The sequence below is a fragment of the Bradyrhizobium sp. USDA 4510 genome, assembly GCF_054059095.1.
The window spans coordinates 6,764,817-6,790,545 of the sequence record NZ_JBSSBT010000001.1; the positions used below are offsets into that span (position 1 = coordinate 6,764,817).

General features: G+C 64.3%; 25 protein-coding genes. 14 read left to right on the forward strand and 11 right to left on the reverse strand.

Annotated elements, in window-relative coordinates:
* The 3 genes from ACVMDN_RS31560 (at position 1) to ACVMDN_RS31570 (ending at position 3,179) form a co-directional block, all read left to right on the forward strand.
* Positions 1-930: a DMT family transporter gene (locus tag ACVMDN_RS31560; protein WP_057015611.1), complete on the forward strand. Its 930-nt coding sequence runs from the start codon at positions 1-3 to the stop codon at positions 928-930.
* Between the two features lie 76 nt (positions 931-1,006).
* Entirely contained in the window at positions 1,007-1,816 is an 810-nt protein-coding gene (locus ACVMDN_RS31565; protein WP_057015610.1) for an MlaD family protein, read from the forward strand.
* A gap of 145 nt (positions 1,817-1,961) precedes the next feature.
* On the forward strand, positions 1,962-3,179 hold the full coding sequence (locus tag ACVMDN_RS31570; RefSeq protein WP_307720399.1) for an alpha-hydroxy acid oxidase: 1,218 nt from the start codon (positions 1,962-1,964) through the stop codon (positions 3,177-3,179).
* 205 nt (positions 3,180-3,384) lie between these two features.
* Here the strand turns inward: ACVMDN_RS31570 and ACVMDN_RS31575 are convergent, their stop codons facing one another.
* A complete protein-coding gene (locus tag ACVMDN_RS31575; protein WP_076830096.1) occupies positions 3,385-3,789 on the reverse strand; it encodes a hypothetical protein in 405 nt (134 codons plus the stop codon).
* A 75-nt stretch (positions 3,790-3,864) separates the two neighbouring features.
* Here ACVMDN_RS31575 and ACVMDN_RS31580 point away from each other — a divergent pair, with 75 nt between their 5' ends.
* Positions 3,865-4,479, forward strand: coding sequence for a TetR/AcrR family transcriptional regulator (locus ACVMDN_RS31580; RefSeq protein ID WP_076829962.1), 615 nt, complete (start codon positions 3,865-3,867; stop codon positions 4,477-4,479).
* Between the two features lie 125 nt (positions 4,480-4,604).
* Here ACVMDN_RS31580 and ACVMDN_RS31585 read toward each other — a convergent pair whose 3' ends face one another.
* On the reverse strand, positions 4,605-5,006 hold the full coding sequence (locus tag ACVMDN_RS31585; protein ID WP_076829959.1) for a DUF1330 domain-containing protein: 402 nt from the start codon (positions 5,004-5,006) through the stop codon (positions 4,605-4,607).
* 129 nt (positions 5,007-5,135) lie between these two features.
* Here ACVMDN_RS31585 and ACVMDN_RS31590 point away from each other — a divergent pair, with 129 nt between their 5' ends.
* The 3 genes from ACVMDN_RS31590 to ACVMDN_RS31600 all read left to right on the forward strand — a co-directional run bounded on the left by ACVMDN_RS31590 (position 5,136) and on the right by ACVMDN_RS31600 (position 7,585).
* The gene (locus ACVMDN_RS31590; RefSeq protein ID WP_076830093.1) at positions 5,136-5,981 is read left to right on the forward strand and encodes a metal-dependent phosphohydrolase; all 846 of its coding nucleotides are present in this window, start codon (positions 5,136-5,138) and stop codon (positions 5,979-5,981) included.
* A 225-nt stretch (positions 5,982-6,206) separates the two neighbouring features.
* The gene (locus ACVMDN_RS31595; protein ID WP_076829957.1) at positions 6,207-7,175 is read left to right on the forward strand and encodes a DMT family transporter; all 969 of its coding nucleotides are present in this window, start codon (positions 6,207-6,209) and stop codon (positions 7,173-7,175) included.
* 176 nt (positions 7,176-7,351) lie between these two features.
* Positions 7,352-7,585, forward strand: a complete 234-nt coding sequence (locus tag ACVMDN_RS31600; RefSeq protein WP_057015605.1) for a hypothetical protein — start codon at positions 7,352-7,354, stop codon at positions 7,583-7,585.
* 10 nt (positions 7,586-7,595) lie between these two features.
* On the opposite strand, the gene ACVMDN_RS31605 is transcribed toward ACVMDN_RS31600, so the two are convergent.
* Together ACVMDN_RS31605 and ACVMDN_RS31610 are read right to left on the reverse strand one after the other, a co-directional pair.
* The gene (locus ACVMDN_RS31605) at positions 7,596-8,123 is read right to left on the reverse strand and encodes a hypothetical protein (RefSeq protein ID WP_141342808.1); all 528 of its coding nucleotides are present in this window, start codon (positions 8,121-8,123) and stop codon (positions 7,596-7,598) included.
* 1,995 nt (positions 8,124-10,118) lie between these two features.
* Positions 10,119-11,075, reverse strand: coding sequence for a LysR family transcriptional regulator (locus ACVMDN_RS31610; protein ID WP_076829948.1), 957 nt, complete (start codon positions 11,073-11,075; stop codon positions 10,119-10,121).
* Between the two features lie 135 nt (positions 11,076-11,210).
* Here ACVMDN_RS31610 and ACVMDN_RS31615 point away from each other — a divergent pair, with 135 nt between their 5' ends.
* Positions 11,211-11,594: a nuclear transport factor 2 family protein gene (locus tag ACVMDN_RS31615; RefSeq protein ID WP_076829947.1), complete on the forward strand. Its 384-nt coding sequence runs from the start codon at positions 11,211-11,213 to the stop codon at positions 11,592-11,594.
* A gap of 265 nt (positions 11,595-11,859) precedes the next feature.
* Positions 11,860-12,831: a Bug family tripartite tricarboxylate transporter substrate binding protein gene (locus ACVMDN_RS31620; RefSeq protein ID WP_229160502.1), complete on the forward strand. Its 972-nt coding sequence runs from the start codon at positions 11,860-11,862 to the stop codon at positions 12,829-12,831.
* A 209-nt stretch (positions 12,832-13,040) separates the two neighbouring features.
* Here ACVMDN_RS31620 and ACVMDN_RS31625 read toward each other — a convergent pair whose 3' ends face one another.
* Entirely contained in the window at positions 13,041-14,726 is a 1,686-nt protein-coding gene (locus ACVMDN_RS31625) for a methyl-accepting chemotaxis protein (protein ID WP_057015598.1), read from the reverse strand.
* 276 nt (positions 14,727-15,002) lie between these two features.
* Between ACVMDN_RS31625 and ACVMDN_RS31630 the strand changes: the two genes are divergently transcribed.
* The 4 genes from ACVMDN_RS31630 (at position 15,003) to ACVMDN_RS31645 (ending at position 19,508) form a co-directional block, all read left to right on the forward strand.
* Positions 15,003-16,046, forward strand: a complete 1,044-nt coding sequence (locus ACVMDN_RS31630) for a C-terminal binding protein (protein ID WP_028340530.1) — start codon at positions 15,003-15,005, stop codon at positions 16,044-16,046.
* Positions 16,047-16,187: 141 nt separating this feature from the next.
* On the forward strand, positions 16,188-17,534 hold the full coding sequence (locus ACVMDN_RS31635) for an ABC transporter substrate-binding protein (RefSeq protein ID WP_016840581.1): 1,347 nt from the start codon (positions 16,188-16,190) through the stop codon (positions 17,532-17,534).
* Positions 17,535-17,662: 128 nt separating this feature from the next.
* Entirely contained in the window at positions 17,663-18,619 is a 957-nt protein-coding gene (locus tag ACVMDN_RS31640; RefSeq protein ID WP_076829942.1) for a carbohydrate ABC transporter permease, read from the forward strand.
* A gap of 46 nt (positions 18,620-18,665) precedes the next feature.
* Positions 18,666-19,508 carry a carbohydrate ABC transporter permease gene (locus tag ACVMDN_RS31645; protein ID WP_016840579.1) on the forward strand — a complete coding sequence of 281 codons (843 nt, stop codon included), beginning with the start codon at positions 18,666-18,668 and terminating at the stop codon, positions 19,506-19,508.
* Between the two features lie 178 nt (positions 19,509-19,686).
* Here the strand turns inward: ACVMDN_RS31645 and ACVMDN_RS31650 are convergent, their stop codons facing one another.
* From ACVMDN_RS31650 to ACVMDN_RS31675, 6 genes are all read right to left on the reverse strand, one after another.
* Complete coding sequence (locus tag ACVMDN_RS31650) at positions 19,687-20,508, reverse strand: TonB family protein (RefSeq protein WP_076829939.1); 822 nt, start codon at positions 20,506-20,508, stop codon at positions 19,687-19,689.
* A 3-nt stretch (positions 20,509-20,511) separates the two neighbouring features.
* Entirely contained in the window at positions 20,512-20,958 is a 447-nt protein-coding gene (gene exbD / locus ACVMDN_RS31655; RefSeq protein ID WP_076829938.1) for a TonB system transport protein ExbD, read from the reverse strand.
* A 3-nt stretch (positions 20,959-20,961) separates the two neighbouring features.
* The gene (gene exbB / locus ACVMDN_RS31660) at positions 20,962-21,699 is read right to left on the reverse strand and encodes a tonB-system energizer ExbB (protein WP_371852156.1); all 738 of its coding nucleotides are present in this window, start codon (positions 21,697-21,699) and stop codon (positions 20,962-20,964) included.
* A gap of 224 nt (positions 21,700-21,923) precedes the next feature.
* Complete coding sequence (gene hutX, locus ACVMDN_RS31665; protein WP_244558898.1) at positions 21,924-22,448, reverse strand: heme utilization cystosolic carrier protein HutX; 525 nt, start codon at positions 22,446-22,448, stop codon at positions 21,924-21,926.
* A complete protein-coding gene (locus ACVMDN_RS31670) occupies positions 22,445-22,777 on the reverse strand; it encodes an antibiotic biosynthesis monooxygenase family protein (RefSeq protein ID WP_021080657.1) in 333 nt (110 codons plus the stop codon). The genes hutX and ACVMDN_RS31670 overlap by 4 nt, the downstream gene beginning before the upstream one ends.
* A 147-nt stretch (positions 22,778-22,924) precedes the next feature.
* Positions 22,925-25,270 carry a TonB-dependent hemoglobin/transferrin/lactoferrin family receptor gene (locus ACVMDN_RS31675; RefSeq protein ID WP_141342807.1) on the reverse strand — a complete coding sequence of 782 codons (2,346 nt, stop codon included), beginning with the start codon at positions 25,268-25,270 and terminating at the stop codon, positions 22,925-22,927.
* 251 nt (positions 25,271-25,521) lie between these two features.
* Here ACVMDN_RS31675 and ACVMDN_RS31680 point away from each other — a divergent pair, with 251 nt between their 5' ends.
* Positions 25,522-25,728 carry a hemin uptake protein HemP gene (locus ACVMDN_RS31680; RefSeq protein WP_076829930.1) on the forward strand — a complete coding sequence of 69 codons (207 nt, stop codon included), beginning with the start codon at positions 25,522-25,524 and terminating at the stop codon, positions 25,726-25,728.
* Position 25,729: the final 1 nt, after the last annotated feature.

Sequence of the window (25,729 nt, forward strand, 5' to 3'; positions counted from 1 at the left end):
ATGTCTGCCTCCGATTCCACCACATCAACGCCTGCGGCCGGCTCCTGGATCGCCAACCAGCCCTATCTGCTGCTCTGCATCACCGCGACGTGCTGGGCCGGCAATGCGATCGTCGGCCGCCTCGCCGCCGGCCACATTCCGCCGGTGACGCTGTCGTTCCTGCGCTGGTCGGCGGCATTCCTGATCATCCTGCCGTTTGCCTGGAAGCACCTCGTCCGCGACTGGCCGGTGATCCGCAACAATCTCGGCATCATGGTGCTGATGTCGATCACCGGCATCAGCGCCTTCAACACGCTGCAATACTGGGCGCTCGAGCACACCCAGGCGCTCAACACGCTGCTGCTGCAATCCGCGGCACCGCTGGTGGTCGCGCTGTGGTCGCTGATCCTGCTCGGCGCACGGCTGACGCTGGCGCAATTGTTCGGCGTGCTGCTGTCGCTCGCCGGCGTGCTGGTGATCCTGCTGCACGGTGATCTCACGACGCTGTCGAAGATCGAGTTCAACAAGGGCGATCTGATCTTCATCGTCGCATTGGTGATCTTCGCGCTGTATTCGGTGCTGACCCTGAAGCGGCCCAAGATCCACGGCCTGTCGGTCGCCGCCTTCACCTTCGGCTGCGGCGCGCTGGTCCTGATCCCGCTCTACATCTGGGAACTCGGCACGCGTCCGGTGATGCAGCTTACGATCAACAACCTGCTGTCGCTGTTCTATGTCGCGGTGTTCCCCTCGACACTGGCCTATCTGTGCTTCAACCGCGGTGTGCAGCTGATCGGCGCCAACCGGGCCGCACCGTTCTTCCACATGGTTCCGGTGTTCGGCACCATCATGTCGATCGTGTTCATCGGCGAGCATCCGCAGGCCTTCCACTTCATCGGCTTCGCGCTGGTGCTGGCCGGCGTGTTCGCGGCGTCGCGGAAGCAGTCGGCCTGATCCCCCGCGGAGCGCGGTGACTATCGGCGGCAAATCCGCTATCTCCTAGGGTCTGCTTCGCAGACGGGTTTTACGCATGGCGCGCGCCAGCAATCTCTTGATCGGCACCCTGACGCTGGCCCTGATCGCCGGCTCGCTCGGCGGCTGGCTCGGCTATCAGCGCTATGCCGGCATCAAGCGGATGGTGCCGTTCCGCGTCATCTTCGAGGGCTCGGCCTCCGGCCTGCGCCGCGGCGGCAGCGTCAACTTCGCCGGCGTGCGGATCGGCGAGGTGGTCTCGATCAGGCTCGACCGGCACCGCGTGGTGGCGATGACGCGGATCGAAGGCAACGCCCCGATCAAGAAGGATACCCAGGCCGGCCTCGAATTCCAGGGCCTGACCGGGATCGCCTCGATCTCCTTCACCGGCGGCACCGACGATGCGCCGCCGCCGACGCTCGGCGCCGACGGCATTCCCGAACTGACGGCCGACGCCGAAGGCACGATGGGGATCCAGGAGAAGCTGCGGGTCGCGCTGCGCAATGTCGACCGCGTCATCAGCGAGAACGAGGCCGACATCAAGGACTCGCTGCTCGGGCTCGAGAACTTCACCAACTCGCTGTCCGGCAATGGCGAGCTGATCGCCGGCTTCATCGACGCCGCCGACGACGGCATCAGCGCGGTCGACGCCAAGATGAACTCGGCCGACAAGTTCCTGAAAAGCTTCGGCAGCGACAAATATGGCGGCGAGCTACTGCCGACCGTGATCTCGCTGCGCGAGCTGATCCAGAGCTTCGACAAGAAATCCGGCGCCATGATCGCCGAGACCCGCAAGACGCTCAGCGACGTCAGCCAGTCCGTCAACAAGTTCAACGAGAAATTTGTCGGGCCCGCCGGCAGGCGCTAGATCATGATGCGTTTCCATGGAATCGCATCATGATCTCATCTCTTTGTTTGAGCATGATCTTTTCGGAAAACCGGTATCCACTTTTCCGGATCATGCTCTAGTCTGGCCTTCCGACCAAGAACCAAGAACAACGGAAACGCTCAACGTGCACGACCGGACCGCAGCCCCCTCTCCGCCTCCCGTAACCGTCAACCGCGCAGCACCCGCCGTACCGCGGCATCTGCGGCGCTATCTCACGCTCGACGATTTCGAGCCGCAGGCGCGCCGGCTGCTGCCGAAATTCCTCTACGGCTACATCTCCGGCGGCGCCGAGACCGATATGGCCCGCACCGACAATCGCCGGGCGTTCGAGGAATACGGCTTCGTGCCGCGGGTGCTGCAGGACGTCTCCGGCCGCGACCAGACGACGACGCTGTTCGGCAAGACCTACGCCTCGCCGTTCGGCATTCCGCCGATGGGCTCGTCCGCGCTTTGCGCCTATCGCGGCGACATCGTGCTGACGCGCGCCGCTTCTGCCGCCAACATCCCGATGATCCTGTCGGCCTCCTCGCTGATCACGCTGGAGGACGTTCGCGCCGCCAATCCTTCGGCCTGGTACCAGGCCTATCTCGCCGGCCTTCCCGAGCGGATCGAGCCGCTGGTCGACCGTGTCGCAGCCGCCGGCTACGACACCTTCGTCGTCACCGCCGACGTGCCGGTGCCGCCCAACCGCGAGAACAATATCCGCAACGGCTTCCAGGTGCCGCTCGAGATCACGCCGCGGGTGTTCTGGGACACCATCACCCATCCCGACTGGCTGCTCAACACCTGGGCGCGCACCGTGTTCAACCACGGCATGCCGCATTTCGAGAACATGGACGCCAAGCAGGGCCCGCCGGTGCTGTCCAAGAATTTGATGCGCAACATCGGCAGCCGCGACCAGCTGGCCTGGAAGCATGTCGAGCTGATCCGCAAGCGCTGGCGCGGCAAGCTCGTGGTCAAAGGACTGATCTCGCCGGAAGACGCCCGGCTGGCGCGCGAGCATGGCTGCGACGGCGTCATGGTCTCCAACCATGGCGGCCGCCAGCTCGACTACACCGTCTCCGGCTTGCGCACGCTGCCGGAGATCGCGGCGCAGAAGGGCAACATGACCGTGATGGTCGACGGCGGCATCCGCCGCGGCACCGACGTGATCAAGGCGCTGGCGCTCGGTGCGGATTTCGTCTGGGTCGGGCGGCCGTTCCTCTATGCCGCCGTGGTCGCCGGCGAGGCCGGCGTGGCGCGCGCGATCTCGCTGCTGCATGCCGAGATCGACCGCGACCTCGCGTTGCTCGGCATCCGCAGCCTGAAAGAGATCACCCCGGACCTGGTGCGGAAGTTCTAGAGCGTTTTCGAGCGAAGTGGATACCGGTTCGCGTGAAGAAAACGCGTCACAACAAGAGTCCAAAGCATGATCCGGAAAAGTGCGAAGCGGTTTTCCGAAAAGATCATGCTCAAACAAGGAGCTAAAGCGCGATGATGATTCAACCCAATCTCATCGCGCTTTAGAGCCCCGTTGCGATTCTACCGGAACGGGAAAGGCTCCAGGCTCACGCATAGCGCGCCGCGCCCATGCAGAGCGCGGTGATCGCGAGCAGCCCGGCGGCGATGCGCTGGGCGACCGCCAGGCGCGAGCGCGCGGCTGAGGTATCGCCCGCGCTGCTGCGCAGCTGCCGGACCGCGCCGCCGCCGACGATGACCTGCACGGCGATCGCGGCCAGCGCCGCGATCGCGCCGCCCGCCAGAATCTGCTCCGACAGCCCGAACGAGCCTTCGTGGACCAGGCGCCAGAGCGTGCCGCCGGTCACGATCGCGACCGTCGCGGCGCCGATTTGCGGAAACAGCAGCTTTTCGCCGCCGAGGCCGCCGGTGCGCGCCAGAGTGAAGCTCGAGCCGGCCCAAAACACCGATGACAGGACGTGAAGGGACAGCGCTATGATGAGGGCGGTCTGCATGATGTCGCTCCGGATGGGCATTGGAAATTAGATATACATAATGTATAGTCAATCTGACGAAAGCAAGGCAAACCGATGCCGCCGCGCAGCTATGTGAGCCCGGCGCGCAGCGCCGCCGCCGCCGAGACCCGCGAGCGCGTGATCGAGGCCGCCTCGCGCACATTGCGCGACGAGAGCATCGCGCGCTTCTCGCTGGATACGGTGGCCAAGGCGGCCGGCGTGACCCGGCTGACCGTCTACAACCAGTTCGGCTCGCGGCGCGGGCTGCTCGAGGCGGTGTTCGACGAGATCGCGCGCCATGGCGGGCTGCACCAGCTCGCCGACGCCATGACGATGGCCGATCCGCGCGCCGCGCTCGACCGGATGGTCGAGATCTTCTGCGGATTCTGGAGTCGGGATTCCGCGGTCGGCCGGCTGCACGACGCGATGGCGACCGATCCCGAATTCGCCGAGGCCGTGCGCGAGCGCAACGAGCGCCGCCGCCGCGGCGTCACCGCATTGATCGACCGCATCGCGGGCAAGAGCGCGTCACAGCAGGCCCGCAGCGACGCGGTCGACCTGATCTTCGCGCTGACGAGCTATCCGACCTTCGCCTCGCTGAGCGCGGGGCGGTCGAGCGATGATGTCTGCCGTGTCGTGCAGAGCGCCTGCCACGCGGCGCTGCAGCCGCTCGCAAACCCGTCATCCTGAGGGTCGCTGTCCATCAACCGTCATTGCGAGGAGCGTTAGCGACGAAGCAATCCATCGTTCCACTACGCAGTGAAATGAATTGCTTCGCTACGCTCGCAATGACGGGATGGGAGCCGGCTCGTCGGCTACCCCATCTTGAACTTGCTGTAGGCCTCGCGCGTCGCGATGATGACGTGCTCCTCGCAGCCGTTGCGGCGATGCGGGTCGCAGCGGTCTTCGTAGTCGGCCGAGGTCATCATGTCGATGAAGGCGGCGACGCTCGGGTAGTAGACCAGCGCGAGATAATCCCAGCTCTGGCCGGCCGGCTCGCCGAGGGCGACAGTCTCGGCGCTGCCGGTCCACAACAGCGTGCCGCCGCGCGCCTTGATCATCGGGACGGTGAGCGCGCTGTAGCGCAAATAGGCATCCCAGCCCGAGCCGTCGCCGTCGAGCGACCGCGCGCGAAACCGCATCAGATTGACCATCACGACCGGCGCCTCGCGGTCCAGCTCGTTCAAGCCTTTGACGTTCAAGAGATCGACACCCATCACCCGCTCCCGCCCAAAGCCCGTCACTCCCGCCACATCGGTCCGGCCGCAACGATTATGTCACATCGCGGGACTAGCCTGAAATACCGCCGCGCCGTAAGCTCAGGTCAGCTCTCGGAGGTCAAGGCCGTGATGACCCTTCCAGAACTAGCGGCCGACGCGCTCGGCAAGTTCCTCGGCGAATACATGCAGCGCCGGTTCGGCTCTTCGCAGACCCAGCTGGTGGAAATGGTGCCCTCGATCGCCCGGATCGCGCTCGAATGCATCGGCAACAGCGACGCGCTCTATCACAATGTCGAGCACACCATGCTGGTGACGCTGGCCGGCCACGACATCCTGCGCGGCCGCGCGCTGCACTCGCATATGAGCGCCGAAGACTATGCCCATGTCATCATCGCCTGCCTCACCCATGACATCGGCTATGTGCGCGGGCTGTTCGAGGCCGACGGCCAGGACGGCTATCTGGTCGAGGCCGACGGCCGCAAGATCATCCTGCCGCGCGGGTCGTCGGATGCGGCGCTGATGTCCTACCACGTCGACCGCTCCAAGATCTTCGTGATAGAGCGGCTCAAGGGCGTCACCCTGCTCGACAAGGAGCGCATTGTGCGTGCCATCGAAGGCACCCGCTTTCCGCTGAGCGCCCCTGATGACGACGAGGATTTCGGTGAAGAGGCCACCCTGCTGCGGGCCGCCGATTTGATCGGCCAGCTCGGCGATCCCCACTACATCCGCAAGGCCAACGCGCTGTACATCGAATTCGAGGAGGCCGGACTGAACCGCCAGCTCGGCTACGATTCGCCGGCCGATCTCGTCGACCGCTATCCGCGGTTCTACTGGGACAGCGTCGCCCCGCATGTGCAGAAGGCGATCCGCTACCTCAACATCACCTCGAGCGGACGGCAATGGATCGCCAATCTCTACAGCAACGTGTTTCGCGCCGAGCGCGACATCTCGCTGTCGGGGCCGCAGAAATAGGCAGGGATGCAGCGCAATCTCTCCGCTCGTCGTCCCGGCTTTCGCCGGGACGACATCGAGTATGTTGCGGCATCGAGAGGCATTCATTCACGGTCTCTCAGGATGACGGGTTCTGTTATTCCGCGGCAGTGTGGCTTCCGCGTCAGATTGAGCGCCCGCGCATGGCTCCAATCCGCTCTTTCGTCTTGTCGCGGCGCCGGATTCGGGCACAACATCCGCCCGATAATGACCGCCTTGCCCGCACCTGCCACAACCCCACGCCGCTCGCCGCTCAGCTGGCTCAATAACCAGCCCTATCTGCTGCTCAGCCTGACATCGCTGTTCTGGGCCGCCAACATCGTGCTGGCGCGGCATGTCGGCAGCCATGTGCCGCCGGTCACGCTGACCACGATCCGCTGGTTCGGCGTCTTCCTGATCCTGTTGCCGTTCGCCTGGCCGCATCTGAAGCTGGACTGGCCGAAGCTGCGCGGCGCCCTGCCGCTGATGCTGCTGCTGTCCGCGGTCGGCTTCGCCTTCAACAACGCGATCTCCTACTGGGCGATGCAGTATACCGAGGCGCTCAACGCGCTCTTGATCCAGTCGGCGGGGCCGCTGTTCGTGGCGCTGTGGTCACTGATCCTGTTCGGCGTGCGGCTGACGCCGGCGCAGCTGGCCGGCATCGCGATCTCGCTGGCCGGCGTGCTGACCATCATCCTGCGCGGCGACTTCTCCGCGCTCGCCGGCATCAGCTTCAACCGTGGCGACATCATGTTCGGCGCCTCGCTGGTGTCGTTCGGACTCTATTCGGCGCTGATCCCGCGGCGGCCGAAAATCCACCAGCTCTCGCTGATCTCGTTCACCACCTGCTGCGGTGCGCTGATGCTGCTGCCGGTGGCGGCCTGGGAGTTCGCCAACGGCGTGACGCTGAAGTTCGACTTGCTGACCGGCGCAACGCTCGCCTATGTGCTGATCTTCCCGTCCACGCTCGCCTATCTGTTCTTCAACCGCGGCGTCGCGCTGATCGGTCCGAACCGCGCCGCGCCGTTCTTCCATCTGGTGCCGGTGTTCGGCTCGGCGATGGCGATCCTGCTGCTCGGCGAGACGCTCGCGCCGTTCCATCTGATCGGCTACGCGCTGGTGCTCGCCGGCGTCATCATCGCCTCGCGGCAAGGATCGGCCAAGACGTCGGCGAAGCGCGAGGCCGTGAACCCATAAATCTGCCGGGCGGACAGCTTGCCAAAGTCTGCTATAGCACCGATAGCGACCAAATTCTGCAGCGCAGCTAAATGACGCGATGGGCCAATAGGCAACTTCGGTACATTTTGACGTACCGCCCAAAGGAACGACATCTCCGTGGACGCGTTTGAAGATGGGCGTCGTGGAGCTAAAACATGGATCGACAAGCCGAAGTCGAACACCTTGCGCAGTCCGACAGGCATATCGCGACCGCCGAGCAACACATCACGAAGCAACGACTTTTACTTGATAATTTGCGGGCGGAAGGTCACGACACCAAAGTTGCGGAGGAGATGCTCACGGGCTTTGAGCACAATCTAAAGACGCTGCGTGAGCATCGAGCGATAATTGTCAAAACGATTGAGCAGATCGACGAGGGGCTGGCTTGATCACCGGACGTTACGGTTCGGCCGAATCGGCTCCCTGTTTTCCCCATGCGGGAGCTGGCCAACTAACAAGGTTGCCTTGAAGCCCTTCCTCGGTCTCCTCGATGGCCCTAACGATAAGCTCGCGGTGTTCTTGCATTACCTGTAGATTGGCCTCGAATACCCGCAACGTTTCCTCCGCGAGCTTCGTGTCTTGGCCGCTGCATCGTAGGTTCTCGATCAAGGCCACTTGCTCCCTGATCACGCATTCAGCCTTTGCTACGTGTTTATTGGCAATAGATAGCTGTTGCCGCTCAAAAGAGCGCCGCTCCTGCGCCTTCCTTTTTCTATCGATAGCTGCTTGCATCCGAAAGCCGTGAGGCTGCTGAGGTAATGGTTTTTTGATCTCGCGCTGCTTGGTTTTTGGAATGTTTGGTCGAGGATTTTCCGAAAGCACTTTGCGGCCCAGCGCAATGGCTGCGCGTCCCGACGCCAGGTGACGAGCGTCGTGCTCTCTGTCGAGCGACGAGAGACGGAAAAAGCGGAAACCTGGCAACACCATCCCGGCGCTCCCTGTCGTAGGCGGAAGCGCGACCGGCCCCAGTCGGGGGGACGCGGAACCGCCGCCGACGACAAGGGCACTTTACTGGAATTAGGGCACTGAATACAGCGAAGCGGGCGGCAGTTCACTTGAGGCGCCTTCGCCGGAACGGCGCCCCCCCCCCCCGCGTTATCTGGCATGGCACAGGACCTTGAGACACTGTTCGCGCGTGCCGACGCCGCTATACAGCGTTCCAGACAGCTGGCGGAGGCTGTTTCTGCAGCGCATAAACGCCTGCTGGACCAAATATCCGCGCGACGACTATTGGGCTTCAGTCCCGCTGATCGGAAGGTGAGGTACCCGCAGGATTTTCCTGAAACGCGCCCTGCCTCTCAGCCGTTTCCAGCCCAAGCTGACGATAGCGGGACCTAGCGCTTTCGGCACGAACGATAGTAGCTCTCACCTCCCGGGCTACCCTTTGGGCCCGTATAAGGTGCTCTATCGCTTCTTCCTTGACGCGATAGCTATCCTCAATAGCGCGGTCGGCGCGCTTGAGCAGATCGTCCATCGCACGTAAAAGCCATGCGGAATGGATTGTTCCTATCGGCCCGGGGCGTTCCTAAAGTCCGTTGCGGGTCATCCGCGACCGGGTCGAGCCAGTAGCAAGTCCGGCCCAGTCCGCTGTGCCGCCGAAAGCGGAAGTCAATTCAGAGCATTAGCGACACGGCACGGGGCGTTGCCAGTTGATGGCGCTGCCCGAGACGTGATTCAAGCTCCGAAAACCGGAGCCTCGGAGCATGCGCGGCGAACTCAGCGACTACGAGTGGACCGCCATCAAACCGATGCCGAACAAGCCGCGCGGTGTTCGGCGTGCAAATGACCGTCGCGGGCATACGGCAAGTAAGACCGCCTCAGCTGGCGGCCTATTCTCATCCAGCGCACGATTAATTTCCTAGCAGTGGCACAAACTGCACTTCGGTCGCCAGTCATCCCGAGCTAGATTTCAACCCCACGCAGGGGTTGTATCATGACTAGTGAGCTACTTTATAGGGCGAGCATTGTAGCGTTGGGGCTGAGCCCCATCGCTCTGGTTGCCATCGTTCTATTTGTTTGAGATCGAGACCGCCCCAGTTTGATGGCCTCTTTCACTTTGCGCGTAACGCGCAACTTCACCGTAATCGACGGTGGGCGCTCTTGGGAGCGCTCCAAAGAAGCAGCCCCAGCGAGGCGACTGGCTGGGGCCGATTTCCCGTGGATTCGTCCATGCGCTGTGGGCAGGTAGTCAGCAATGGACGTTGCGGTAACCGGGATCCACGTCGGCCGTTCCTATCCAAAGAAATGGCCCCGGCGAGGGGGTACACGCTGAGGCCAAGGCGGTTGGATCAATCCATGAGATGACAGGTTCATCACATAAACAGGACGCCGACAACAGGACGCCGACGCCTACGATGAGCGCTACGAACGATATCGCCGCCAACGCCATAAAGGTGTACTCGACGCCATCGTAGTGACTGAGCCTGAACATGGCGCCCAGTCTGCGCCCGGTTCCGAGCCACCGCATTCGCATAGGCAAGTCAGCGAACTGCCTAACGGCAAAAGAAACGGCCCCAGCACCCTTGGAGGTGATGCTGAGGCCGCTCCTCATTCCATTGCTTGCCGAGCCGCCGCGTCGGTAATCGGGCTAGCCCCTCTGGGCCTGAAAAAATTGTCCTTAATGAAACCGCCTTGCCCAGTGCGGGAATGATCGAATCAAAGCGTGTGCCAGTCAATTAACTTGAGTGAATCAAAGGTAAACAAATCGTCCGGATGCTTAACGGTCGGGGTGTCCTGGTCCGCGCTGCGTGCTAGGACAGCACCATCTATCGAGAGAGCAAGAGCCCTCACCCGGATTGCACTGGACGATGCTTCGCATCGCCAGGCGCAATCCGACCTCTCCCCAACGGGATAGGTGAACCGAGAGCGCGCCAAGCCAATCCAACCAAACCCATCCCGCTCTAGCAGACGCCGAGGAGATGGCTAGCTGACCTTGCGCAAGCCGGCGGATTTGCGTGGCGAATATGGCTTTGCCGCCAGCGTGTCCGTGATGAAGTCGATAAACCGCCTCACCTTCGCCGGCACGTGGTTACGCGAGGCGTAATAGACGTAGAGCGGAAAACACTCGTCGGGCCAGTCCGGAAACAGCTCGATCAGCGCGCCGCTCCTCAGGTGATCGTCGAGGCCGAGATCGATCACCTGCGCGATGCCGAAGCCGGCCAGGCAAGCGCCGAGCTTGGTTCCTGAATCGGTTACGGTGAGCCGCCCGTTGACCGCGACCGGCACGACCTCGTTGCCGCGCCGAAACTCCCAATCGAAGGGACGCCCGGTCGCCGCATCGATTGCATGGATGCACTGATGGTCGCGGCTTGCCAGCTCGCGCGGATCAAGCGGCCGGCCGTGTCGTTCGAGATAGATCGGCGAGGCCACGGTGAGCACGCGCGCATCGAGCACGCGGCGCGCAATCAGCGCCGACGGCACCGGCTCGCCGAAACGCACCGCCAGATCAAAACCGTCGCTGACCAGATCCGCGATCCGGTCGCGGGTCTCGATACGCAGCTCCATGCCTGGATTCTGCAGCAGGAACTCGCTCAGCTTCGGCGACAGCACCATGCGGGAGAACAGCGGGTCGACATTGACCCGCAACCTGCCGCGGACCGCATCGCGCGATTTCGAGGTCTCCGCCGCCGCTTCGCCGATCCCGGCCAGATGCGCAGCAACCCGCTCGCACAGCGCGCGTCCTTCCTCGGTGAGCTCGACGGCGCGGCTCGTGCGGTGAACCAACCTGGCATCGAGGCGCGCCTCGAGCTTGGCGATCGCCTTGCTGACCCCGGATTGCGTCATGCCGAGCCGTTCGGCGGCCCGGCCAAAACTGCGCGCATCCGCCAGCGCCGCGAGGACCACCAGGCCGCCAACCAGCCGACCGTCAACTTCGTCCATGCCGATGCCCTTCAGTCATCCAAGAGATGACCGCCCAGTCGTAGCACTCCGCCGCCATATCGGCCACTGTCGGCGCAGATCACCGGTTCGATCCGGTGCGGTCACCGCCACATCAACCGCCAAGGAGATTTTGCAATGAGCGACATCCAGGCCATCGCATCCGCGATCGATGGATATTTCAACCTGATGTACGACGTCGACGATAGCCGGTTCCGCGACGTCTTCTCCGATGCCTGCATCGTGCACGGCATCCGGGACGGCAGGCACACGGTGCGGTCGGCCGCCGAATTCCGCGACTTCATCCGCAGCCGTCCCTCGCCGGCGTCGATGAAATCGCCGCGCGAGGAGGCCATCATCAGCATCGACCAGACCGCGTCCGACCTGGCCATCGCCAAGGTGCGCGTCAGGGCCGGCCAAACCGGCTTCATCGATCATCTGGTGTTTCATCGGATCGACGGCCGGTGGCTCATCACCACCAAGGCGTTTCACGTCGCGCAGGTCTTTCCGGCGGGATCGTAACGCACTCACGGCCGACTTTCGGAATATTAGAAATATGACACTGATTTGCCCGACGTGTCAAGCTGCCTGGTCGAGCGCCGGCCGCCACCGGCTCCTTTGCATGGGGTTGTTTTCGATATTTTTGGCAGCGCGCCCCTGCGAGGCCCGGGAGTAGCCATGCGGCGAAAGGCTGCTCCCGGCACGGCTTCCGCGGCCATGGCGGCCGGGTTAGCTTCGGCCGCAATGGGCCTGTTCAGGGCCTGCGCGGGGGGACGACGACATGATCATGGGATTGAGACGATACTGCTGCCTGGCGGCCGCAGCCACCGCCGCGCTTGCGGCGATATCCGGGGCGGCACTTGCCCAGACCTATCCCACCCGCAACATCACGCTGGTGCTGCCGTTTGCCGCCGGCAGCGGCACCGACACCACGACGCGGCTGATCTCCAAGGAGCTCGGCGTTGCGCTCGGCGTCGGCATGGTGATCGACAACCGGGCCGGCGCCAACGGCTCGATCGCGGCGAACTATGTCGCCCGCTCCGCCCCCGACGGCTACACGCTGTTCGTCACCACGAACACGACGCACTCGGCCAATCCGTATCTGCTCAAGACCATGAACTACGATCCGATCAAGGATTTCACGCCGATCGCGCGCACCGGCGACCTGCCCTTCATGCTGGTGATCCATCCGGACATCCCGGCGAACTCGGTCGCCGAGCTGATCGCGCTCGCCAAGAAGGAGCCGGGCAAGTACAGCTACGCCAGTGGCTCGTCATCGGCGAGCGTCTCCGGCGCGACCTTCGCGCGCCTCGCCGGCATCGACCTGCTGCATGTGCCCTACAAGAGCTCACCGCCGGCACTGACCGACGTCATCGCCGGCCGCATCTCGATGATGTTCATCGACGTGCCGACCGGGCTGCCGCACGTCAACGCCAAGGTGCTGAAGCCGCTCGCCGTCACCACCAAACGGAAGTCGGCACTGCTGCCGGACCTGCCGACGATGGACGACACCGTGAAGGGCTTCGATATCACCTCCTGGCAGGGCTATCTCGGCCCCGCCAACATGCCGAAGGACGTCGTGGTCAGGCTGAATGCGGAGATCCGCAAGATCGTCGAGCGGCCGGACATCAAGAGCCAGCTCGCCGAGCGCGGCATGGAGGCATTCTCCGGCACGCCCGAGGAGTTTGAGGCATTCCTCAAGGAGCAGCTCGTGCTGTGGGAGAAGCTGATCGCCGACGCCGGAATCGAGAAGCAGTAGGCCCCGGTCGTTGCGAGCGAAGCGACGCGACGAAGTCTGCCAACTCCGTCATCCTGAGGAGGCCGCAACGCGGCCGTCTCGAAGGATCGACGGCCCCACTGGTGGCCGTGCATCCTTCGAGACGCGCGCAAGAGCGCGCTCCTCAGGATGACGGGGGATGCGGAATCGTAGGGTGGCGTAGCGTCGCTACCCCACCCTACGCGGCTCGCTTACGCCGCGCGCACCTTTTGCAGGAACTCGTCGACCGCGTTGCGCAGCATGCCCGATTGCGTGTCGAGCTCGCGGGCATTCGACAGCACGTCGCCGGCCGCGGTGCCGGTGGCGGCGGCCGCTGACGTGACGCCGCCGATATGGGCGGAGATCTCGCTCGAGCCGGCCGCGACCTGCTGGATGTTGCGCGCGATCTCGCGCGTCGCATCGCCCTGCTGGTCGATCGCGGTCGAGATCGAGGCGGTGATCTCGCTCATCTGCGCGATCGTCGCTGTGATGCCGCCGATCGAGGTCACCGCCTCGCCGGTGGACGCCTGCATCGCGGCGACCTGCGCCGAGATCTCCTCGGTCGCCTTCGCGGTCTGGTTGGCCAGCGCCTTCACTTCGGAGGCGACCACCGCGAAACCGCGGCCGGATTCGCCGGCGCGTGCCGCCTCGATGGTGGCGTTGAGCGCGAGCAGGTTGGTTTGGGCTGCGATCGAGTGAATCAGCTTGACCACCTCGCCGATCTTCTCGGCGCCGGTGGAGAGCGCCTGCACGGTCGCGTTGGTGCGCTCGGCATCGGCCACCGCCTGGCTCGCGACCTCGCTGGAGCGCGCCACCTGGCGGGAGATCTCCGCAACCGAGCTGGAGAGCTCCTCGGCGGCAGCGGCGACGGTGCCGACATTGTTGGAGGCGCTGTCGGACGCAGCGCCGACGGTCGCGGCCCGCGCGCTGGCGTCGCTTGCGGTCGCGGTCATCGACTGCGCCGTGGTCTGCATGCCGGCGGCGGCGGAGGCCACCGTGCGGACGATGCCGTTCACGCTGCGCTCGAAATCGTTGGCGATATTCTCCATCGCACCACGGCGCTCGGCCTCCGCGCGTGCTTTGGTCTCGGCCTCGGCCTGTTCCAGGCCGCGGATGCGAACCGCGTTGTCCTTGAAGACCTGAACCGTGGCCGCCATTCCGCCGACCTCGTCACCGCGGCCGACGCCGGGGATGTCACCGTCGAGCTTGCCGTCGGCGATGTCGCGCATGCGAGCGCCGAGGAGGTTGAGCGGACGGGAGATGCTGCGGCCGATCAGCCAGGCGACCGAGCCGGAAACGATGCCGATGCCGAGGATCGCGAGGCCGAGCAGCCAGGCAATCGGCCGCATCTTGGCATCGATATCGTCGAGATAGGCGCCGGTGCCGAGATACATATCGAAGCCGGGGACCGCGACGGCGTAGCCGAGCTTGCGGATCGGCGTCTCCTGGCCGGGCTTCACATAATCATAGAACAGCAGGATCTCGCCCTTGGCCTTCACGCCGTCCATCAGTTCCTGCGAGAGCTTGCGACCATTGGTCACGATGTCCATGCGATTGGTTCCGACCTGCTTCGGATCGGGCGCCAGCACCGTGATGCCGCTGTAGTCGGTGCCGAACAGATAGCCGGCGCCGTTGTCGTAGGTCAGGGTGTTGGCGCGCTTGCCGAACTCGGCCAGTGCCGCTTCCTTGGTCAGCTTGCCGGCGTCGACATCCTTCTTCAGGCCCGCCGCCATGTTCTTCGCCATCTCGACGATGGCCTTGGCCTGGTCGATGCGCGCATTCATCATCTCCCGCTGCATCAGGTGACCGGCGAGGATGCCGGCCGTGCACAGGCCAAGGAGGGTCACCCCCACCAGAATGCCGAGCTTGGGGGTGATCTTCAGATTTGACAGCTTCACGGGGGTCTCCAGAAGAGGCGGGGAACGCGACGCGATTGGCGGATTGATTCCGCGCACCGTAATGTGAGACCCTTTACCTGATGGTTACGGAGGTTCCCCGTAGAAGCCCGGAGAATCAGGCCGCGGACCAACCGGCAATTGTGGAGAGAACAGCGCGGCTCGCGTACAAGCATGGGAAGGCGGCGACCCAGCCGCGCTCCAAGAAGCAAGAAGAATCAAGATCAAGAAGCAAACCAGCAAGAAGCAAGAACAGCAGACTCACATCGGGAGCAGACAATGTCGAAATTCAGGGTGGTCACGCCGAAGGGCGCGAGCTTCACGGTCGCCGGCGGCGGCTACGATTATGAGCGCGAGGCGCTCGATCCGATCGGCGCCGAGATCGTCGAGGCGCCGGCCAACGAGGCCGAATTCATCGCGGCGGCACGCACCGCGGACGCGATCTACGCCAAGGGCATGCCGATCACCAAGGCGGTCATCGACGCGCTCGAGAACTGCAAGGTGATCACGCTCGGCAGCGTCGGCGTCGACTCGGTCGACGTCAAGGCCGCGACCGCCCGCGGCATTCCTGTCACCAACATCCCCGACACCTTCATCGAGGAGGTCGCCGATCACGCCATGATGCTGCTGCTCGCCGGCTTCCGCCGCCTGATCGAGCAGGACAAGATGGTGCGCACCGGCCGCTGGGCCGAGGGCCGCCCGGCGCTTTTGAAGATTCCGCGGCTGATGGGCCAGACGCTCGGCTTCATCTCGTTCGGCCGGGTCGCTCGCGCTGTGGCCAAGCGCGCCGCGCCGTTCGGCCTCAGGATGGTGGCTTACGATCCCTTCATCCAGGAAACCCTGATGTACGACCACGGCGTGATCCCCTCGACGCTGTCGGAGGTGCTGTCTCAGTCGGATTTCGTCTCGATGCACGCCCCGGCGCGGCCCGAAGTGCACCACATGCTGACCGAGAAGCATTTTCGCCAGATGAAAAAGTCGGCGATCTTCATCAACACCGGCCGCGGCGCCACGGTCGACGAGGAATCGCTGATCAAGGCGCTGCAGGAGGGCTGGATCGCCCACGCCGCGCTCGACGTGCTGGAAAAGGAGCCGCCGTCGCACAACAATCCGATGCTCGGGATGGACAATGTTACCTTGACCGCCCATGTCGCGTCGGCGTCGGCACGTTTTGACGAGGCGCGCAAGCGCCGGGTGGGCTACGAATTGTCACTAGTGCTGCAAGGCATGTGGCCGGTAAGCTGCGTCAACCCGTCGGTGCTGCAAAACACCGCGTTGCGCCGCTGGCAGCCCGTCAGCATGGATCGCGGTCCGAACAGCTAGGGCGGGAATGCGTTTTTCGTGCGGGGCCCGTCTCTTGCGGGCCCTTTGCGCGGCAGGCGCCGAGACCAAGACACCTTCACCGGCGGCCAAACGCCGGGAAGGAAAAAACAACGAAACAATAAGAACGGGAGTGCGAACGACATGAAGTACGAGATCACGCGTCGCGACGCGCTGGTGCTGGGGGCTTCCGCGGCGGCGCTGGCGGTTACCGGCGCTTCGGCGCAGGAGGCGTCGAAGGTGAAGGCAGCCGACGTGGCGGCGCCGTCGCTGCCGATCGAAAAGGACGCCACCTTACGCATGCTGCGGCCGGTGCGCTTCGTCCAGGCCGACGAGGACGTGTTCCGCGCCAATGCCAAGAAATTCACCGACAAGACCGGCGTCGACATCAAGGTCGACTTCGTCGGCTGGGAGGACATCAACCAGCAGACCGCCGTGACCTCGAACTCCGGCGCCGGCCCCGACATCATCATCGGCTTCGGCGACGCGCCGCACATCTATATCGACAAGCTGATCGAGCTGACCGATGTCGCCGACTATCTCGACAAGCGCTATGGCGGATGGCTCACGCTGGCGCGCCGATACGGCATGCGCTCGAAGTCGAAGAGCTGGGTCGGCCTGCCGTTCGGCGCCTCGGGCGGCCCGCTGGTCTACCGCAAGTCGCTGGTCAACGCCGCCGGCTTCGACAAGGTGCCGGAGGACCACGCCGGCTTCCTCGAACTCTGCAAGAAGCTGAAGGCGGCCGGCAAGCCCGCGGGCTTCGCACTCGGCAACGCGGTCGGCGACGGCAACGGCTTCGCCAACTGGCTGTTGTGGTCGCACAACGCCGCGCTGCTCGATGAGGAAGGCAACATCATCATCAACAGCAAGGAGACGATCGCGGCGCTGAAATATCTGAAGGAACTCTATCCGACCTTCATCGCCGGCACCCCGTCCTGGAACGACGTCTCCAACAACCGCGCTTACTCGTCGCAGGAGATCGGCCTGACCGCAAACGGCGTCTCGCTGTATTTCTCGCTGAAGAACGATCCCGCGACCAAGGCGATCGCCGACGACACCGCGCATCAGTTCCTGATCAAGGGGTTGGCTCCCACCTCTCCGATGTCCGGCCTGACCTTGAACGCAATGGTGTTCAAGCACAGCAAGTATCCCAACGCCGCGAAGGCGTTCTTGCAGTTCATGCTCGAGCACGAACAGTACGAGCCGTGGCTCAACGCCAACTCCGGCTACTGGTCGCAGCCGCTGGCGGCCTATGCCGACGCCGCGGTGTGGTCGAGCGACCCCAAGGTCGCGATCTTCAAGGACACGATGCGGAGCCCCTACTACAACGGCTACAAGGGGCCGATCTCGACCGCGACCGGCGCCGTCAACGCCGACTATGTGCTGGTGCAGATGTGCGCCTCGGTCGCGACCGATGCCGCAACGCCCGAAGCCGCAGCCGCCGAAGCCGAACAGCGCGCCAAGCGGTACTTCCGGCGGCAGGGCCGGTAAGATCGACCTCAAGCCGCTGTCATTCCGGGGCGATGCGTAGCGTCGAATCCGGAATCTCGAGATTCCGGGTCTGGTGCTAACGCACCATCCCGGAATGCCCCTGGAAGTCGGACCGAGACAAGAACCTGATGTCTGTCACCACCCTCCCCTCACGCAGCGCGGCGCTGCACCAGCCGGGCTGGCTCGCGCGCCTGTTCGACTACAAGCCGTTCCTGATCGTGATGTGCCTTGCGCCCGCGATCGGCCTGCTGCTGGTGTTCCTCACCTATCCGCTGGGCCTCGGCATCTGGCTTGCCTTCACCGACACCACGATCGGCCAGCGCGGCATCTACATCGGACTTGAGAACTTCCAGTATCTGCTCAAGGATCCGTTGTGGTGGAACGCGGTGTTCTATTCGATCTTCTACACCGCGATCGCAACTTTCGGAAAGTTCGCGCTCGGCTTCTGGCTGGCGCTGCTGCTCAACAACCATTTCCCGTTCAAGAGCCTGATCCGCGCCATCGTGCTGCTGCCGTGGATCGTGCCGACGGTGCTCTCCGCGCTGGCGTTCTGGTGGATCTACGATCCGCAGTTCTCGATCATCTCCTATCTCCTGGTCGACGTGCTGCACTGGCGCGACAGCAATGTCGACTTCCTCGGCTCGCCCTGGCCGGCGCGGTTCTCGCTGATCGCCGCCAATATCTGGCGCGGCATCCCGTTCGTCGCGATCTCGCTGCTGGCGGGGCTGCAGACCATCTCGCCCTCGCTCTACGAGGCGGCGATGCTCGACGGCGCCACCTCCTGGCAGCGCTTCCGCTACATCACCTTCCCGATGATGATGCCGATCCTGGCGATCGTGATGACGTTCTCGATCATCTTCACCTTCACCGACTTCCAGCTGGTCTACGCCATCACCCGCGGCGGCCCGGTCAACTCGACCCATCTGCTCGCGACACTGGCGTTCCAGCGCGGCATCGCCGGCGGCGAACTCGGCGAGGGTGCCGCGATCGCCGTCTCGATGATCCCGTTCCTGGTGTTCGCAACATTGTTCAGCTACTTCGGCCTCGCGCGCCGCAAATGGCAGCAGGGAGAAGCCAATGACTGACGTTGCAGCCCAATCCTCCAACGTCGCCAGCGCCACGCCCGATACGATGGCGTGGGACTCCCGCGCCCGGCGCGTGGTGATGATCTATCTGCCGCTCGCCTGCTTCATCCTGATCCTGCTGTTTCCGTTCTACTGGATGGCGGTCACCTCGTTCAAACCGAACGCCGAGCTGCTGAACTACAAGGAGCACAATCCGTTCTGGATCACCTCGCCGACGCTCGCGCATATCAAGCATCTGTTGTTCGACACGGCCTATCCGCGCTGGCTGAAGACCACCATGCTGGTCGCGATCGGCTCGACCTTCCTGTCGCTGTTCGCCTCGACGCTCGCCGCCTACGCGATCGAGCGGCTGCGCTTCCGCGGCAGTCCCTATGTCGGCCTCGGCATCTACCTCGCCTATCTGGTGCCGCCGTCGATCCTGTTCATTCCGCTCGCCACCGTGATCGTGCAGTTCGGCCTGTTCGACTCGCCGCTGGCGCTGATCCTGGTCTATCCGACCTTCCTGGTGCCGTTCTGCACCTGGCTGTTGATCGGCTATTTCAAGTCGATCCCCTACGAGCTCGAGGAATGCGCGCTGGTCGACGGTGCGACGCGGTTGCAGATCCTGTGGCGGATCACGCTGCCGCTCGCGGTGCCCGGCCTGATCTCGGCCGGCATCTTCTCCTTCACGCTGTCCTGGAACGAGTTCATCTACGCGCTCGCCTTCATCCAGAGCGGCGCCAACAAGACGGTGCCGGTCGCGATCCTGACCGAGCTCGTCACCGGCGACGTCTACCAGTGGGGCGCGCTGATGGCCGGCTCGCTGCTCGGCTCGCTGCCGGTCGCGCTGTTCTACTCGCTGTTCGTCGACTACTACGTGTCGTCGCTGACGGGGGCGGTGAAGGAGTAACTGGGCACAGGTACGCGCAATTCGCTCTATCTCCGTCATCCTGAGGTGCGAGCTTTTTCGGCGACCCTCGAAGGATGCACGGCCCCGCCGGTGGCCGATTCATCCTTCGAGGCTCGCTCCGCTCGCACCTCAGGATGACGGGGAAGGAAGCGCGGCCTGGATCAACAAGAATCTGACACTACCGCAGCACAAACGCGACCGGCACGGAAAAACCCATCGAGCCTTGCGTGATCTCGGACGGAAACGCCGGAAACGGCTGGGCCTGGCGCACCATCGCCAGCGCGCGCGCGTCGAAGGTCGGATTGCCGGAGGAGCCGCCGAGATGGCTCGACAGCACCTGCCCGCCGCGGCCGAGCGTGAACACCAGGCGGACCACCCCGCGCTGGCCGTTGCCGCCTGCGGGATAGGAATGGAAGCGCAACAGATGCGCGCGGACGCGGGCGTTATAAGCGGCGATCGCTGACGCGGCCGCGCCGGCACTGATCGCGGACGCAGCCGGCGCCTGCCGTTCGGCGCGGCTTGGTGCGATGGTGCGCGGTGCCGGGGTTGCCTCGGACGGCTGCTTTGCTTCCCGACGAACCACTTTCGGCTTGACCGGTTCGACCTTCGTCTCCGGAACGACTTTCGCGGGCTCGGGTTTCGGCGGCGTGATCTGCTGCTTCTGTTCCGGCGGCGCGACGACGTCGGGCTTCTCCTGCATCGGCGTCGGCGCGATCTCCTGCGGCACTGGCTGCGCGGCGGCAGGCTCCGGCGGCGACGCGTCGGCCTCCTGCATCGCCGGCCCCGGCGGCAGCTCGGTCTCCGAAATCTCCGGCGCCGAGGTGATCGGCGTCAGATCGACCAGCACCGCCGGCACCGCAACGCCGGGCGGCGGCGCCGGGACCCAGCTCGTGCCAACCGCGAGCACTGCCGCATGCGCCGCCAGGATCGCAGCCACCGACAGGCCCCAGCGCCGCAGCCAGATCTCGTCGCCCGCATCATGAAGCGCGTACGCATTCATGGATCAGCTACGCCCGTCGAGGCCAACCAGCGCAATCTTGAGATAGCCGGCGTTGCGCAGCAGGTTCATCACCTCCATCAGATCGCCATAGCTGACCGCCTTGTCGGCGCGCAGGAAGATGCGCTCGTCCTTCCTGCCTTGTGTGGCGCCATCGAGCGTCGACGTCAGCGTCTCGCGCGCGATCACGTCCTCGCCGACCGCGACGGAGAGATCGGACTTCACGGTGACGAACACCGGCTTGTCCGGCCGCGGCTGCGGCTCGGCGGTCGAGGCCGGCAGATCGACGCCGAGATCGACGGTCGCGAGCGGCGCCGCCACCATGAAGATGATCAGCAGCACCAACATCACGTCGATGAACGGGGTGACGTTGATCTCATGCGCCTCGACCAGATCGTCGTCGCCACGACGCCGGCCGCCGAATGCGCCGCCAGTGCCAAGCTTCGCGCCCATCGCCTACTCCGCAGCGCGTGCCAGCCGGAACAGGCTGCGATCGCCCTCGCGGCTGACCAGCAGCATCACCATGGCGGAGGCGTCGCCGAGCAATGCGCGGTAGGACGCGATCGAACGGGTCAGGTGATTGTAGATCACGACCGCCGGGATCGCGGCGACCAGGCCGAGCGCGGTCGCAAGCAGCGCCTCGGCGATGCCGGGCGCGACCACCGCGAGATTGGTGGTGTGGGCCTCGGAGATGCCGATGAAGGCGTTCATGATGCCCCATACCGTGCCGAACAGGCCGACGAACGGCGCGGTGGCGCCGATCGTCGCCAATACGCCGGTGCCGCGCGCGATCTGCCGCGACATCGCCGCCTCGACCCGCTCCAGCCGCAGCGCGGTGCGCTCCTTGAAGCCGTCGTCGAACATCCCGCCGGACAGCGCAGCCTCGCGCGAGGCCGATTGCACGATCTGCGCTACCGCATCGCTGCCGTCGCGGCTCGCCTGCTCGACCTCGGCAAGCTGGGTGTCGCGCTCAAGGAGGCCGATCCGCTGCCGGGCGAGCGCGGTCTTGCGGCGGATCTCGACGGTCTTGGCGAGCCAGACCGTCCAGGTGACGAGCGAGGCGAAGGCGAGCCCAACCATCACCGCCTTCACGACGATGTCGGCGCTTTCGAACATGCCCCAGGGCGAGAGGTTGCGCGGCAGCAGTGCGGCGTCGGATGCGGCAAGGCTACTGCTTGGGAGAGATGCAGTCACGACCGCAATCAACTGGACGACGATTGATAGCTGGCTACTTCTGCCAAACGTGCGAATTAGCATACTCACCTCCAACCGCATCTCACCTCGCCCCGCCTGCGGGGAGAGGTCGGATCGCATCGCAAGTTGCGAGCCGGGTGAGGGGGACTCTCCACGAGCACGGTGCCCGGAGGGTCCCCTCACCCCGACCCTCTCCCCGCAAGCGGGAGAGGGAGAAGAAATCTTCAGCCCGCGTTCGGTGCGAGGCGGTCCGCCAGCGCATGAAAGCGCACCAGCTGATCGCTACGCAGCGCGCGCGTCTCGTCGCGGCCGACGAACACCTTGAACATGATGCCGCCGTCGCGATTGATGAAGGCGATGAACGCCGACACCTTGCCCATGAAAGGCCGCTCGACGAACGCGATCGCCGCGCAGCGATCGTGCCTCAGATGGCCGTGCAAGCCCTTCGGCTGCATCAGGTTGAAATAGCCGCGACCGACCGCGCCGTTCGGAATGGCGCCGGTGAACTCGAAGATCGCGTCATCGGTATGCACGATCAGCGTCACCTCGCCCCACTCCGCGATGTCCTGCATCGCGGCGGCAAATTCACCGGCGCCGATCCGCACCATGCTCTCGGGGAGCGCCTCGAGCACCGCGCGCGGCGTCACCTTGCGCTCGCGCGCGACGTCCTCGATGACCGTGCCGGGATTGTCGGCCATATAGGCCTTCAATCCCGCAAGCTCCGCGTTCTGCACGGCCGTCTCCGTCATGCCGGGCTCTTCGCGCGCTCGGTGATCAGCACCTCAAAACCCTCGAATTTGGGATGGCCGAGATAGAGGCTGCCGCCGGTCTCGTTGCCGGCGCGCGAATGGGCGCGGCGGAACGCATCGGATTTCGTCCAGTCCTCGAACGCCGCCTTGCTGGCCCAGACGGTATGGGTCGCATAGAGCGTGTGGTCCTCGGCCTCGGGTCCCTTCACCAGATGAAATTCGATGAAGCCCGGCAGATCGCCGAGATAGGATTCGCGCGTCTTCCAGACCGTCTCGAACGCCTGCTCCTTGCCCTTGATCACCTGGAACCGGTTCATTGCGATGAACATGAAAACTCTCTCCTGTTTGACGGCGGATGCCCGGATCCTGCCGGTTGATCTCGTTAATAACATGAACGCGCCAAGGAATACGCCAAGGCCGCGCTGGGGGCACCAGCGCGGCCGGAGCAACCTGGATGGAATGATCGGCGTCTCGCGTTACGCTCCACCTAGGTGAATCCTGAGTCCGGCCTTGTAAACGGTGCCCGGACCGGGGCTCGAGAACAGCACGTCGTTCTGCGTCGTGCCGTCGGTCGAGGAGCCCGGGATCGCATAAGGCCGGTAGTACTGGTTCAAGAGGTTGTCGACCGATGCCGTGAAGGTGATGTCCTTGGTGGCGTTCCAGGTCAGATAGAGGTTGACGAGCTCGTAGCCGGTCGAGGGCAGATAGCCCGCCGGCAGGTCGTTGTTGGCGCCGAACGAGGACCATTGCGCGGCAACGATCAGCGAACGGTCGAGCAGGCGGACGCCGCCCGTCGTCGTCACCTTGCGCGGCGTGATGGTGGCGAGCCCGACATTGGTCTGGGTGTTCCGGCCGCGCATCAGATGGCCGGCGACGCCGACGAACCAGTCGCCTGCATCATACATCGTCTCGAGCTCGAAGCCCTCGATGCGGGCGTGGGCGATGTTCTGGTACTGGTAGAACTGGCTGAACCGCCCGAACGGCGTCAGGGTCGGCGCCGAGGCGACGAGGTCGATATAGCCGTCGACGTCGTTACGGAACACGTTGACCTTGCCGCGGAACGAGTCGCTCGCGGTGAAGATGCCGTCATATTTCAGGTTGATGCCGGCTTCCTTGTTCTTGCCGACCTCCGGCCGCAGCGCTGCATTGGGCAGGAAGCAGAACAGGCCGCTGGTGCCGTCAGGGCAGTTGAACAGCGCCGGCCCGCCGCCGGTGGCGTGGCCGCCCGCGATCAGCGTCTCGGTGATGGACGGCGCGCGATAGCCTTCGGCATAGCTCGCATAGGGCGTGAAGCCGGCAACCGGCGTGACGCCGAGCGTGATCTTCGGCGACAGCCGGTCGCCGCTGGTCGTGGTGTTGATCGAATTGAGTTCGTAATGGTCGTAGCGGACAGCGCTGATCAGCTCGAGCCAGGTCGAATAGTTCTGCTTCAGCTGCACGAAGCCGCCGGACACGGTGCGCTGGCCGCCCGGCGTCGTGATGTTGGAATTGCCGCGCGAATCGAACGTCTCGACATCGTCGCGGAAGGCGTCGAAACCGTAGGTCACGGCGTTGCGCCAGTCGCCGAAATTGAAGCGCGAGGTGTTGTTGACGTCGACACCAACCGTATCCAGCAAATAGCCGCGCTTGTCGCCGACGCAGCCGGAGATGTTGTTGCCGGGATTGGCGAGCGTGCAGACCCCGCCGCCGGTGGTGATGCGGTTGCTGTAGGTCTTGACCTGGTCGTTGTCGGTGCGGTTGCCGTAGACCGAGATATTCCAGTCGAACAGCATGTCGTCGGGCTTGGAATATCGCCAGCTCAAGGTGCCCGTGTAGTTCTTGGCGTCGGAGGCATAGACCGAGGAGCCCGCGATCGCGGCGAGCGGTGCCGCCGCCGTGGTCGGGCCGCGGTTCGGCTGACCGATATTGTATTGGTAGTCCTGGAAGATGCCGCCGATCTTGAACTCGTGGCCTTCGGCCGGGCGGAACGTCACCTTCATCAGGCCGGCCGCGATATCGTTGCCGGTGTTACCGATCTCGGTGCCCGCGCCGTCCTTGTAATTGCCCTGGGTGCGATAAACCGCGCCGCCGAACACATCGACATTCGGATCGACGCGTACACCGCCGAACACGGAGCCCATGCCGCGGTCCTTGTTGGTGCCGTAGGACCCCGACATGTCGACACCCCAGCGCTCACCGGGACGCACTACGTCGTCGATGTCCTTGGTGCGGAATGAGACCACGCCGCCGATCGCGCCGGAGCCGTAGATGTTCGCGGTCGGGCCGCGCACCACGTCGACGCCGCCGATCAATTCGGGATCGAGGAAGAACGAGCCGTTGGCGTTGTGGCCGGTGCGCTGATAGTTCTGCCGCGCGCCGTCAACGACAACAGCGACACGGCCGAAATCCTGCAAGCCGCGGATGTTGATGACGGTTGCCGGATCGTCGCCGCGCTCCTGAACCGAGACGCCGGGCACGTTATAGAAAATATCGGAGAGCCGGTTCGGCTGCAGGCCCTGGATCTTCTCCAGCGTGACGGAGCTGACCGGCGCCAGCGCATCGATCGCGCGCTCCTCGGTCTTGGAGGCCACCGCCGTGATGGTGTCGAGCGATTGCACCGGCACCGCGCCGATCTGCGCGCGCGCATTCATCGCCGCCGACGCCGCCTGAGCTTCGGCCGCCGGCTTCGGCTTCCGCTTGGCCTGCTTCAGCCGCTCGGTAGAAGGATGCGCAGCCGACGGATCGGCGGTCTGCGCGAAACCGCGTTCCGGCAGTGCTGCCGCAAATGAAAACACCGACGCGCCCAAAATCAGGGCGCGCGAAACCCTAGCCCCATCAGCCATTCTAGCCCCAGCCTGATCATCGCTTTTCTGGTTTGGCTGGCGTGCGCTCCGACGAGCGGCTTGCTGGCTACATCGCGATGCAAGTCACCCGCCTGCATCGCGTGAGGATTGGTTACGAGCCGGCAACAAAACGGTCAAGAATGCGGCAGCGCTGTTTATATCGATTGTAAAGTGCCGCCGTTGGAATGCGCCTTCGTCCGCTTATACAAGCAAACACCATTTGAAAATTTTCGCAGGCGCAGCACCACAATATGTCCGCAGCTTCCGAAGACAATATCGACGCAGCCGGAAAGCAGACCGAGCCTGCATCCGGCGCGGCCAAAACGCTGATCATGCGCGGTAATCGTCTCGACAGCCGCGACCTGTTCGCTGCGGAGCGCGAGATCATCATCACGCACGGCGAAGAACATTACCGGTTGCGGCTGACCTCGCAGAACAAGCTGATCCTGACCAAGTGAC